Raw genomic sequence first — 13,905 nt, 5'->3', positions numbered from 1 at the left:
TGTTGTTGTTCCGCCTATGCTTGTCGGTGCAGCAGATGGTGTATTAACCGTAAGAACTGCAGCAGTCGATGTAACCGCCGGAGTACATGTTCCACCTACAATACAACGATACTGATAACCACTCATACTAGCAGTAACAGCAGTAATATTCAACGTTGCAGTAGTCACATTACTATAAACACTATTATTTGTCAAATTTGCAAAAGCACCTCCTGTACTCAATTGCCATTGATAATTTACACCAGTCCCAGCACCAACAATACTAAATGAAGCATTACCACCTACGCAAGCTGAAGTTGCCGAGGGAGGAGTAGTTATTGATGGAACCGTATTTGTAGCATTAACCGTAAATGAGCCTGAGCTGGTACAATTTCTTAACGATGTTGTAACATTATATGTTCCAGGTAATAAACCCGTTAGATTTTTGCCTGCAGACGTGTATCCCGCCGGAACAGAAGTCCATGAATAAACATAAGGATCTTTCCATGCGGCAGTAGTGAGGTTAACAAAAGTTCCAACAGGTGCTGAACTCCCTACTCCTGTAAGTGAGGTGGCTGAAGGGCCATCATTAAAGCTATATCCCGCTATCAAGTTGCTAAAAGAAGCGTCATAATCTACAAACCCTGTTGCCAATTTAGCAACATCTGTACCTGAAAGTGCTGTACTCCAAAAACCAACTTTAAAAATTTCCCCTGTTAAACCATTACCAGCAGCATCCATTACCGCGTATCCTATCTTTGTCGAATAATTTGTATCTGAACCATAATTTGATGTTGCAATTCCTGAGGGTGAAGATTTCAAAACTCCATTCAGATAGATTTTCAAACCTCCTGCTGTACCATCTCCAGTAACTGCAATATGGTACCAAAGACCCGCAGTAATCTCAGACTTAGGCACATCAACCGTACCTCCACTGGCAGTGTAACATCTTAAATTATCATCTTCAAAGGCAATTTCAATAGCATTATTTTGTCCAAAAATTGACATTCTGGTAACATAATTCAAATTATCAAATTTAATCCAGCCCTCTACTGTAAATGTAGCTCTGTTAGATAAAAGTGACTGACCAAGATTTACACCTTGAGTAGTTGCATCCGTACTAGCTCTCACAAAGCCCAAAGAAGCAGGATTTGAAGCATTTGTTATATCAATTTTTCCCGTTGCACTAGTTGGACAGCCAACATGAGTTACTGTTCCTGTTATTGTTGGCGGGGAACTGTATTTATAAACGGTGATTGGACCGCCCGACATCGTTGCCGTACATAATGACGTTCTGATTGCTTTAACGGTATATTTTCCTGTAGTATTAAATGCGCCAAAACTAATAGCCAAACCTGTACCTGCGACAGGTGATCCTACAGCAACGGTTCCTCTGTATAATTGATAATTAACACCAGATTCTGAACCTGATAATCCTATTATTGTTCCCGCCTCAGTACTACAGTAGGCCTGATCATTTGTCCCTGTTATAGCAAAAATTACCGGTGCAGTACAAGATGGAGAGCTTACATTTATTAGTCCTGTTGTTGCAGCAAAAAAAGTATCATTTTTATTATTAGCGGTTGAAGTTGTACTTCCCCAAGATCCTGCAGATGTGGTTGCTCCGCCTAAATAAAGTCTTCCTGCCGTATGTGTAAATGTATTTAAATTTGCAATTACACCAGAGTTAATGTTTAGATCCCCAGAAATGGCAACGATTGAAGCAGGAAATGTTTTAGTCCCAGAATTTGACAATGTAAGATTTGCGTAAGATGTCGCTTTTATGTTCTGCGCTGCGCCGCTATAATTGACAATATTCCCCGTTGCCGTGGCTGTTAGAGTAGTTATAGTAGGTGAAGTGGCTGTAATTTGCAATACACTGGTAGAAGTAGCATTACTAAAAGTAGCAATCGTACCTGAACTAGTTAAATTAACCGTACCCCCCGCATTATTGGTAATACCTGTTATATTACCTGACCCACCAAGATTAAGCGTTCCAGTATTTATAAAATTTGCTGCTGTAGTAGTAATTGCTCCAGATCCACTAATACTTGCAGTTCCCGCATTATTTAGATTTGTAATTGCTGAAGAGCCTCCAATATTAAGAGTTTTATTTAGAGCATTTGTTAATGTCCCTCCCCCAGAAAGTGCCGTTGAAACTGTTAACGCCGCAGGATTATTAATATTATTAGTATAAGATCCTGTAATTGCAACCCTTTGAATAGTGGTAGATGTCGCTCCATTTAATACTTTATTAGTACCGCTAAAAGTATGAACGCCTACTCCTAATGCATTAAAAGTAGTAGCATTATTAGTAAAATTATCTCCAAAAGAATATGTATTATCATCACCATCATTTCCAGAACTAGCTTCAGACCATACAGCTCCAGTATTCAATGTTACCGCACCATTAAAAGTCATTACTCTTGGTGTGCTATTACTTGATCCAAAATTTATAGTCCCACTTATTGAGGTAATCCCGTTCACTGTGAAATCTCGATTCATTGTAAGTATTGCTCCTGAATTTATAGTCAGACCGCCACAAGTAACTTGTGCATTAGCAGTAACAGTATTGCCACCTGTAGTAGCAATGATAACTATATCAGTATTTGTAGGAGCTACATTACCAACCCAAGTTGTGCCAGTGCTCCAATTTCCTCCCGCTGCTTTACTCGTAATAGTAGCTGCATTAGCAAACTGAAAAACAAAAAACATCCCCAAACAAAGGAACCTTAAACCAGGAGTAAAAGACCTTTCTTTAGAAGAATTAGAAAAATTTAAAAATAAAGAACGAACGAATAAAAGTAATTTTTTAATCATATAGGCGTGGTATTTAGATTTGGGTTTGGCGTTAAAAAGAACAAAAAAGAACTGCATTTTCTAATACAATACTTTAATTTTGGCTTTTAAAACTGAAATAACTATGAGCTAAAATCTTGTTTATCAACGAAATTAAACTCATCCTTTTTCGCGTACAAAAATATTATAATTCCTCACACACACAACATTTTAGCAATTTTCTTTTTAAGAAAAACGAATAAAATTGGTAAAAAATTAACAACAAAATGACTATTTTTAGCAATAATAGTTAAAAAGCAAGAAAAAACTCATGAACTCTATCTGCACTCCAAAAGAAGCTTTACAGAAATTAGAACACTTTTGTGCCTATCAGGAACGCTGTCATGCCGAAGTGGTTTCGAAATTGTACAGCCTAAAAATGACTTCTGATGAAATTGATTCAATTGTTGTTCAACTAATTGAGGGGAATTTTTTAAATGAAACGAGATTTGCCTGTAGCTTTGCCAGAGGAAAACATCGTATGAAATCGTGGGGGAAAATTAGAATTACAAACGAACTTAAAGCCAGACAAATTTCTTCGACAAATATTACACTCGCACTTAAAGAAATTTCACCTGAAGAGTACGAAAATACCTTCGAAAATCTCGCTGAAAGATGTTGGAATAGTATTCCCGAAAAAAATATTCTTAAAAAAAGGAAAAAGTTCTGCGACTATCTTCTTCGTCGTGGTTATGAGAGTCATTTTGTTTATGAAAAAGCAAAAGAGATGGAAGAAAAATAGCTTTCTATTTTCTTACAAAAAACTCACTTTAATTGCTTCTCATGAACCATAATTTATCAGAAAATACTCTCCTATACAAATGTTATTTTCTTGCGAAATAATCATACAATCTCGCGTTTTTCCTCTTAATTTTTTAAAAATTAAGCAATTTCACTTCGTTTGTTGCGACTTTTCCTATATTTAAAATTACAGATTTATAAGAAATTCCATAAAACCATACTTTTCGACATGCATTTCAACGATTAATCCAAACACTTCATCGATTAATTGGCCATTACAAAACCATGATTATATCAAACTCGTAGATGTATATATCTTTGCTAGGTTAAATGCTATGCCAGCATAACATCCTGATTGAAACCACTTAACATGACTACTTGGCTTCTTTTTAATGTAACTTTTTCAAGTAATTGATGGCGCACAAACATTAAACAAAACAAAATAAAAAAAACATTTTTTTTAAATTAAATGCCACGATTTAATATGATTCGAAAATTACTTTTACCTTTTTTATTTTTACTATTACCTTTTTTTAAAGTACGCGCCAAAAAATTTAGTTTTAAAATTGCTTTTCTTGTGATTTTTTTTGGATTAAGTTTTAATATTACTAATGCGCAATGTAACTCTGGAGCAACCGCAGGAACAGTATCTAGCAACGACAATAAAATATGTGCAGGTTCATCTCTTGTATTTTGGTCTGCAGGAGGATGGTCTGCAGGAGGAAGTTGGTCATCTTCCAACCCTTCACTTGTTCAACTTAGCCCTTCTGGCGCAAATATAAATGTTAAAGGAATCTCACCCGGAACTGTAGACATTATTTATACAGTTACACAGGCAAATTGTAGTGAAATAAAAACTGCTAAAAAAACAATTTCCATACTTGGGCCTACCTTCGGAGCGGTGGGACAAATTTCTGGTACAACATCTCAATGTAACGGAAACACCAATCAAGTTTATACAATACCTGAAGTTCCAGGTGGTGCAGTTTACAATTGGAATGTACCAAATGGTAATGGCTGGAGTATTGTCTCAGGCCAAAATACAAATTCTATAATTGCTAACATTGGTGCAGGTAACGGAAATATTTCAGTTACTGTATCTAATACTTGCGCTTCAGCAAGCAGCAGCGTCACTAGAACCTTTGCCGTTACTGTAAGCAATAACAAAACCGCAACACCTACTATTTCAGGAATTACTTCTCTTTGCTCAGGAGGAAACGTAACCTTAACCTCTAGTGACCAAGATAGCTACTTATGGTCTACAGGCCAGACAACCAAAAGTATTACAGTTTCGACAGCTGGAAGTTATACTGTCAAAACCACAAAATCCGGATCCTGCCAGAGCGACTCATCTGCTCCTGCTAATGTCACGGTCGGAACAGCAACAGCCATAACAACTCAACCAACGGCGCCGACAGCAACTTGTGCAGGAACAGGAACCAGAACAATTTCTGTTGTTGCAACCGGAACGGTACTTTCCTATTCATGGAGAAAAGGAAGTACAGCTGTTAGTAATACAGGTGCCATTTCTGGTCAAGGAACTTCAACTTTAACTTTCACAAATCCGTTAGCTTCAGATGCAGGTAATTACGATGTTGTAATTACGGGTTCATGTAACAATGTAACTTCAAACCCAGTAGCGGTAACAATAAACAGTGCTCCAGCAATTACAATACAGCCAACAGCTCCAACAGCAACTTGTTCAGGAACAGGAACCAAAACTATTTCAGTTACGGCTACCGGAACAAATTTGACTTATCTATGGAAAAAGGACGGAACTGCAATTATTAACGATGGTGTTTACACCGGGCTAGGTACCGCAACGCTTACTTTAACAAATCCAACCACTGCTAATCAAGGAAATTACACAGTTGATATCAGCGGAGACTGTACTGCTACCCCTATAACTTCTAATTCAGTTGTTGTAACAGTTAATGCTGCATCATCAGCACCGACTGGAATATCCGGAACTACAACAATCCAAAGCGGAAATAATACAACATTGTCAGTAACCGGGGGAAGTTTAGGCACGGGAGCGACTGTAGAATGGTTTACAGGATCATGCGGCGGAACTTCAGCTGGAACAGGAAACAGCATAACTGTATCTCCGACTTCTAACACAACTTATTATGTGAGATATAAAGGAACTTGTAATACTACAACTTGCGCAAGTGTTGTTGTAACAGTAACACCTCCTCCATGTATCCCAGCAGGTGATCAAACTACCTACGGTACTAATTCATGGATTGGTTATGTTTACTCTTCAAGCAGTTCGACTCCACCAAATCCTTCAACAAATACAACGCTGCCAATTGGAGCAAACATGACTTATATCGGACGCGTTGAAGAACCACAATTGTTTAACCGAGACGTTGTTCAGGGTGCCGTAACAGGTGTCAATCCTCAGTTATGTGGTACGCCTCCACTTGACAATTTCTTTGTGCGCTATAAAATGAAAACAACGGTTGCTGCAACCGGAACTTATAATATTACATTAGGCGGTGATGATTTGTATCGTTTGTACATTAATGATCAAAAAGTAATTGAGCAGTGGACAGGGCAAAATTACACACAAAAAGCAATTAATATCACTTTAACCGCTGGAGTCGAATATCGTTTTGACATTGAATACTATGAAAAAACAACTGACTCCAGAATACAATTTTCAATGGGTCTTATTGCAGGCGACAACCAAAATTATGAGTGGGGCGAAAATTTATGGAAAGTATATGGCTTTACGACTGCCGTGGAGAATAATACTAATTTTACTTTAGCAAAAGATAGCTATGCCGGGTATTTCAGCACTACACCTGTAAACATCAACACAGTAAACTCTTTTGCCGTTCTAGAATCTCCTTCATTTAATCCTGCAGTTTCCGGATGGCAGGGTGCACCAGTTCCTAAGGACTTTTTTACTTTAGCCTACAAAAGACATGGATTCCCATGTGGCGCTTATAAGATTGAAATCGCGCACAGAGACAATAATGTTCAGATTTATTTAAACGAAAATACCACAACTCCCATATTTACCGGCAGCTATTCAAACAGCCCTGAGTTTGTCGGAGGCGGAACTGGCACAGTTTATAATTTAAACAAAGATTCCAAAATCGAAATTCGTTTAAAAGATTATAAAGATAACGCTCAATTAATAATAAATTTTATCCCTGTAGAAACCATTTATACTGAAAACAGTCCGGTTCCATCAAACACAACAGCTATTACAATATCAAGTAACACAACTTTACAAACCGATCTTGAAGTTTGCTCGTGTACTATTAAACCGGGAATTACTTTAACAGTTCCTGCAGACAAAACATTAACGGTAAATCAGAACTTAACAATTGGTACTGGCGGTAAACTTTTGCTTCAAAACAATTCGTCATTACTGCAGAATAGTACCACTGCAGATGCCTTTACCGGAGATTTTGATTCGTTTGTCGTGCAAAGAAATACAGCTCCCGTTCGACGTTATGACTTTACTTTTTGGTCATCCCCTGTAACTCGTACACCAGCATTTACACTGGCTGATATATCACCACTTACTTTATACGATAAATATTATAGTTATGTACCTGGGACAGGGTGGAAAATTAGTATTAGAGGTGTCCTGCCAATGGAGCCGGGTATAGGTTATATTATAAGAGCACCACAGAATTATGATTTAAAAAAAGCTGAAGTTTATCCAGCTTCATTTACCGGAAAACCGAATAATGGCGATTATTTCATTACCAATGTGCCAGGCGAAAATATATTAGTCGGCAACCCTTATCCTTCAGCATTAGATGCCAAGAAGTTTATTCAAATTAATCATGACGCAAATGCAGATGTGGGTGCATTGTATTTTTGGACTCACAATTCACCTCCAAGTATTGATGTTGAAGGAGATGCAAAATACAACTATACTACTTCAGATTATGCTGTTTATAGTTTAACAGGTGGCGTTGCAACATCAAAAGGAGCAACAACTGAAGGATATAAAACTGGCCCTACTGGTAAGATTGCCTCAGGCCAGGCTTTCTTTATAACTGGAAGTACAACTAACCCAATTAGATTTACAAACGACATGCGAGTTGGCGGTAATAATAGTCAGTTTTTCAAGACTACCGATTCAGAAGATAAAGACAAAAACCGTATATGGCTGAATCTAACCAATGAACAAGGTGCTTTCAAGCAAACATTGATTGGATATCTTGATGGAGCAACAAATAGCTGGGACATCAATTATGACGGACCAACACTTGATGGTAATACTTATGTAGACTTTTATAGTATTAACGAAACAAATAAATTAACCATCCAGGGGCGTGCATTACCTTTTAGTGATACTGACGTGATTCCGCTAGGATATGTAAGCAGTATTGTTGGAGATTTTACAATCTCTATCGATCACACTGATGGATTATTTGATACCCAAGCCGTATACCTGGAAGACAAAACAACTGGGAAAACAGTTGATTTACGCGCTGCTAATTATACATTTGCAACTGAAAAAGGAACTTTTGAAGATCGTTTTGTGCTTAGTTATACAAACAAAACTCTTGGAACTGGCGATTTTGAAAATATCGAAAACGGACTTTTAGTTTCTGTAAAAGATAAAGTGATAAAAGTTACATCGGCAAAAGAAAATATTAAAGAAGTAACAATTTTTGATATAAATGGAAAACAGCTTCAAACCAAAAACAAAATAGGATCAACTGAACTTCTGATATCAAATCTACAAGCAGCCAATCAGGTTCTATTAGTGAAAGTAACTTTAGAAAACCATTATGTAGTAACAAAGAAAATTGTTTTTCAATAAAAACACAACAACACAAAAAAAACTCCATTTGCATAGCAAATGGAGTTTTTTTTTATAAAATCTAAAATCTAGTCTAATTATCGTTTTTCAATCAAAATACTTACTGCATTTCCCCCAAAACCAACTGCATTAATCATTACTTTCTTAATTGGTTTAGCTTGCATTTGCTTTTCGCCAAACGGCACTCCGATAAATGTATCATGCTCCATCATTAAAAGAGCTAATTCTAAACTCAAAATTCCAGAAGCTCCAAACGTATGCCCAATTTTCCATTTGTTTGTAGTCAATAAAGGTATTTTTGAACCAAATACTTTTTCGACGGCACGCAATTCTGTTAAATCCCCTTTTATGGTTCCGGGAGCATGCATTACAATTACGTCAATATCTTCAAGGTTTTCCTCTTTTAATGCCATTTTCATCGATTTCTGAAAACAGTCTGCTTCTGCAGAAATAGAAATATTATGCTCCAGAATTTCGGTTGCATAACCAACACCGGTAATATAAGCAATCGCATTTTCTTTCGCTCCCGCTTCCAAACAACAAACTGCGGCGCCTTCGCCTAAAATCATAGTATTCTGCGTTTTTTTAAAATCAAAAGCGAGATTTGGCCAAGCTTCTTCTTCCTGATTAATACGCGAATATATTTTTAACGCTCTCATTTGAGCAATCGTAAAATCAGTCAATGGAGCTTCGCTTCCGCCTACTAAAAATTTATCTGCCATTCCAGATTTTAACCAGGCAACACCGTTTAATACAGCATGAAGCGCTGTTGAACAAGTAATAGAATGTGAAATTTCCGGACCCACACTTTGTAAATCGTGCGCAATCCAGGATGAAATATTCCCTAAAGTGGTTGTTGGAGAAGCTAAAGTCTGCGCTTTTCCGGTATCTATATATTCTTTGTAATGTTTTTCGAATAAATCAGTCGCACCGCGAGAAGATCCAATGTTGATTCCGAAGATATCATCTGAATTCCAGCTTGCTTGTTTAATTGCTTTTCGTGAAGCTGCCAAAGCAAACAAAACCGAATCATCTAAAAATTTATATTTAGGATCTGATTCCCGAATTTCAGCAACAATCTGTTTTGATTCAGCACTCAAAGCAGCAACAGAAGTTTCCTGCTGATCTAAAAACTGTTTCGAAAAACAATGTTGATTATTGAGATATTTTTTCCAAACTTCGTCGGTATTATTTCCTAAAGGAGAAATAGAAGAAAAAGCTGTTATGGAGATTTTATTTGTATTCAAAATGTTGTTTTTATGCTTGTTGCATTTAACCGCAAAGGTCGCAAAAGTTTATAAAATGTCTTAATTAATTGCGTATAAAGTTCGCAAAGCTTTTCGGAAACATAGAACGCGGATGACGCGGATGAAAAAGATTTACACTGATTTACACTGATTTTAATTATAATCTGCGTAAATCTGTTTAATCCGTCAAATCTGTGGGCAAATTACACCATCTCTATAGCTTCTTCAATTGTATTGTAAACTTTTTGAAGTTGTTGATCATTCATTATATACGGAGGAAGAATGTAAACGATGTTTCCAACCGGTCTCAAAATAACGCCTTTATCAATAAAGAAATTATATAATTTTGTGCGCATGGATCCGTAGTAACTTTCTTCTGAATCTGATTTGATTTCAACAGCAAAAATAACTCCCAAAGTTCTGGCCGTTATTACTTTTGCATGATTTTCAATCTTTTTCTGAAATGCCAAATGACTTTTATTGATTCTTTCAATATTGATCTGCATTTCATCAGTTTGCAATAAGTCGATACTTGCCAAAGCTGCAGCGCAACCTGTTGGATTTGCAGTAAAGGTATGTCCATGAAATAATGCCTTATTGATATCATCATCATAAAAAGCATCAAAAACATCTTGCGTAAAAGTGGTAATCGCCATCGGAATTGTTCCTCCGGTTAAAGCTTTCGACAAACAAATCATATCCGGATCTTCAGAAACATAATCCATTGCAAAGGTTTTTCCTGTTTTTCCAAACCCCGTCATTACTTCATCTGCGATGGTCAATACTTGGTTTTCTTTGCAAATCTGAATCAGCTTTGCTAAAGCTTCAGGTTCGTACATCACCATCCCTGCCGCACCCTGAACCAAAGGCTCGAAAATAAATCCGGCGCAATTGTGCGTTTGAATTACATTTTTCAATGCTTCAAAACTTACTTCTTCCTGTCCCTTTACCGGAACCGGAATTCGAACTACATCAATAAACATTCCCTGAAAAGCCTGTGTATAAAATGAAATTCCACTTGCCGCCATTGCTGCAAAAGTATCTCCGTGAAAAGCATTCTCAAAAGCAATTATCGTTGTGCGTTTTTCATTTTTATTGAAAAAATACTGTAAAGCTACTTTAATCGCCACTTCTACAGCAGTTGAACCATTATCTGAAAAGAAAATTTTCTGCTGATTCTTTGGCAGAATTTCTATCAGCTTTTCAGCCACTTTTATTGCTGGTTCATGGGTAAAACCACCAAACAAAACATGTTCTAAAGTGGTTAATTGTTTGTAAATAGCATCGGCAATAAATTTATTGCTATGTCCAAATGGATTTACCCACCAAGACGCGATCGCATCAATATATTCTTTATTGTTTTCATCCCAAAGTAATGCACCTTCTCCTCTGGAAATTGCAATTGGCGTTTGTGAAGTTTTGTGCTGGGTATAAGGATGCCAAAGGTATTGGCTGTCTTTTTCTGTTAAAGTCATTTTTTTTTAGAAAATAGAGTATAGAGCATAGAAAAAAGACTAGGCTGCTATCGTTTTGACAAAGATAAGAAAGTCCATTTTCTTAATTCTATACTCTTTACTCTTTATTCTATATTCATTGCTCTATAAATTCAACAGATTGTCTCGAAACAAATCAGCGTATTCCCGAATTACGTTTTGATCAAAATAAGGTTCTTCATCAATTCTTCCAATGCATTTGATTCCTGTTTTATTTAGGATCAAACTTTCGGTTGATTTGTTTTCGCTTCCGCTAAAGATAATTCCTGCCACTTTAAAACCTCGGTTCTGAATAGCTTCAATAGTCAACAGTGTATGATTGATACTTCCTAAGTAATGTCTTGATACTACAATCACTTTATAATCTGACTGAATCAAATCGATGATTGTATCTTTTTCATTCAACGGAACGAATATTCCGCCAGCTCCTTCAATAACCAAATGATTTTCTGTTTTTGGTTCCTGAATTCCTTTCAAATCAATTATGACTCCATCTATCTCAGCTGCTAAGTGAGGGCTGGCAGGTGTATTTAATTGGTAAACGTTTGGGTAAAATTGAGATTTAGAATTTGAAACATGAGCTTTTACTTTATGACTATCTGAATTATCTAAATCTCCCGCCTGAATTGGTTTCCAATAATCTGCTTCTAAAGCTTCAACCACAATAGCAGAAGTTATCGTTTTACCAACATCGGTTGAAATTCCTGTTATGAATATTTTCATTTCTTTCTTTTAATGGAGTACAAAAATACCAATTAAAACAACAAACCCATCAATTACGATGGGTTGTCTTTTATTCTTCTTTTAGTTCGTCGATCACTTTTCTAATTTCTTTGGCATATTTTCCGTAAAACTTATGAACCCACCACTCCAGCGAAATTCCCATAAAAAGCATGCAAAAAACGACAACAGAAAACAATCCTATTAATTGATAATTTGTAAATCCATCGGCAAAAAAACCTGGAATTTTAGAAAATTCATAGTAAAAAAAACCAATGAAATATAAAATTAAAAAAGGCGTTAAAGCAAATCCGAAGGTTTTATATAATTCCATATTCAGCCTGATATCAAAATAAGTTTCATATAAACTGTCTTTTGTTTTTAACGTAATTGTGCTCAGTCTTTTATAAAAAAAGTAAAACTTGACAAAATAATAAATACAAACTGCCACAAAAAGACTAAATAGCAAGTAAAACAAAATTAACCCTTTAGCTGGAAAATGCAATGACAGAGGCGCCAATCCAATCAAAACAATTGAAATGATTTGATAAATAAACTCGTTTTTTAAATTTTTCTTAATCTTGTCCAGGGGCGTATTGGCAGATTGTATTTTTTCTAAATTATTTGGAAGAATAACATTTTCAGTTTGTTCATTTTTCCATGCGTTTTGTATATCGTTAAAATCCATATCCTTGATTTTTAATAATTTCTTTTAATTTTTCTTTTGCTCTGTTTAGTTTTACACGGGCATTTCCCTCAGAAACCCCAAGATTCTCTCCAATTTCTTTATGAGAAAACCCTTCCAACTGATAGAAAATAATCGCTTTGTCAATTTTTTCCAATTTCTGAACTGCTTTATAAAAATGATCAAGCTGGCTTTCTTTGATATGCGAATCGCCCTCATCATCCTTAATGTTCTCTGAAGCAATTTCATATTTATCAACTTTACGCTTTTCTTTTCTCAGGAAAACGATAGCGGTATTTACTGCAACCCGATACATCCAGGTAGAAAACTGACTTTCATTCCGAAAAGTATCATACGACTTCCAAAGCTGACAAACAATTTCCTGAAACAAATCCTGTTGATCATCATGATTATCCATGTACATCTTAGAGACTTTGTACAAAATACCTTTGTGGTTTTCTATCCGGTTTAAAAATTCTTGCTCTTTTTCTTTCAAAACAATCTTATTTCAATATTGGTTTTACTTTATATCCTGATTTTCTTAACAAATTAATTACCCCTTCTTCTCCTCCTAAATGAGCTGCTCCAACCGCAAAAAATACACTTTCTTTTTTCATTACTTCAGGCATATCTTTTACCCAATTTTTATTTCGATCATCAAGAATCGCTTTTTTTGTTTTCTCGCTGGTAAATTTCAAATCTGTGGCAAGCGCATAGGCTCCATCCACATTCTCCCCTTTATAAAGCGATACTAATTTAGCCGTTTCTTCCGGAGTTGACTCATTTAGCAAGTCAATCATTTCATCGTTAGAATAGGCGTTTTCAAGAATTGAAAATTGAGACTTAACAGTTTCTAGACCGCCTACTTCGATATTTCTTTTTTTAGCCTGTTCAATAAATTCCATTTCGTAAAATTTCAAATCGGTACAACCAAAACTTTTCATGGAGATTAAACTCATTACTGTCATCAGACTAAAACCGTCAACTTGCTGCACCGTCATTCCCGTTTCTTTTTTCAAAATCGCATCTAATCGCGACAATTGTTCAGGGCTTAACTTTTTACTTAGAGGTTCTTTTCCCATTGCCATTTTTTGGATATCACTCATTTCGTTTGGATCCGAAAAATTGATTTCTAATACTAATTTATTTGAAGATTCGAATGCTTTTTTTGCTTTTTCAGACAAAAAATAATCGCTTCCACAAATCATATGAATGGTTCCATACAAGTAAGAAGGCTTTTCTAGTCCATTTCCGGAAACTTCCCATAAAAGTGAGTTTTCAAGTTTTGGAGATTTTGTTTGTGCCTGATTTGACAAACTAAAAATAATTGCGATAGCTGTAACAATGGATTTAAATAAATTTTTCATTTGATTGATTGATTAAAGTTATTGATTGATTTGATGA

9 protein-coding genes are annotated in these 13,905 nt (G+C 35.9%); 2 read left to right on the top strand and 7 right to left on the bottom strand.

The features are described 5' to 3' along the window. Positions 1–2,799: hypothetical protein (locus IRZ99_RS20290; protein WP_194659206.1), on the bottom strand; the 2,799-nt coding region annotated here is incomplete at its 3' end. A 289-nt stretch (positions 2,800–3,088) separates the two neighbouring features. On the opposite strand from IRZ99_RS20290, the gene IRZ99_RS20285 reads away from it, so the two are divergent. Next, a complete protein-coding gene (locus IRZ99_RS20285; RefSeq protein WP_194659205.1) occupies positions 3,089–3,559 on the top strand; it encodes a regulatory protein RecX in 471 nt (156 codons plus the stop codon). A 576-nt stretch (positions 3,560–4,135) separates the two neighbouring features. Then, the gene (locus tag IRZ99_RS20280) at positions 4,136–8,356 is read left to right on the top strand and encodes a T9SS sorting signal type C domain-containing protein (RefSeq protein WP_194659204.1); all 4,221 of its coding nucleotides are present in this window, start codon (positions 4,136–4,138) and stop codon (positions 8,354–8,356) included. A gap of 77 nt (positions 8,357–8,433) precedes the next feature. Here IRZ99_RS20280 and IRZ99_RS20275 read toward each other — a convergent pair whose 3' ends face one another. The 6 genes from IRZ99_RS20275 to IRZ99_RS20250 form a co-directional block, all read right to left on the bottom strand. Next, a complete protein-coding gene (locus IRZ99_RS20275) occupies positions 8,434–9,603 on the bottom strand; it encodes a beta-ketoacyl synthase N-terminal-like domain-containing protein (protein WP_194659203.1) in 1,170 nt (389 codons plus the stop codon). 203 nt (positions 9,604–9,806) lie between these two features. Beyond that, on the bottom strand, positions 9,807–11,078 hold the full coding sequence (gene bioA, locus IRZ99_RS20270) for an adenosylmethionine--8-amino-7-oxononanoate transaminase (protein ID WP_194659202.1): 1,272 nt from the start codon (positions 11,076–11,078) through the stop codon (positions 9,807–9,809). 123 nt (positions 11,079–11,201) lie between these two features. Then, positions 11,202–11,819 carry a dethiobiotin synthase gene (gene bioD, locus IRZ99_RS20265; protein ID WP_194659201.1) on the bottom strand — a complete coding sequence of 206 codons (618 nt, stop codon included), beginning with the start codon at positions 11,817–11,819 and terminating at the stop codon, positions 11,202–11,204. A 70-nt stretch (positions 11,820–11,889) separates the two neighbouring features. After that, positions 11,890–12,504, bottom strand: coding sequence for a hypothetical protein (locus IRZ99_RS20260; protein WP_194659200.1), 615 nt, complete (start codon positions 12,502–12,504; stop codon positions 11,890–11,892). After that, complete coding sequence (locus tag IRZ99_RS20255; RefSeq protein ID WP_194659199.1) at positions 12,494–12,997, bottom strand: RNA polymerase sigma factor; 504 nt, start codon at positions 12,995–12,997, stop codon at positions 12,494–12,496. The genes IRZ99_RS20260 and IRZ99_RS20255 overlap by 11 nt, the downstream gene beginning before the upstream one ends. Positions 12,998–13,004: 7 nt before the next feature. After that, entirely contained in the window at positions 13,005–13,868 is an 864-nt protein-coding gene (locus IRZ99_RS20250; RefSeq protein WP_194659198.1) for a TraB/GumN family protein, read from the bottom strand. Positions 13,869–13,905 lie beyond the last annotated feature (37 nt).

This window comes from Flavobacterium sp. LC2016-12 (assembly GCF_015351595.1).
GTDB lineage: Bacteria > Bacteroidota > Bacteroidia > Flavobacteriales > Flavobacteriaceae > Flavobacterium.
Note: the sequence above shows the minus strand (reverse complement) of the source record. Positions and strands in the feature narration are given on the sequence as shown.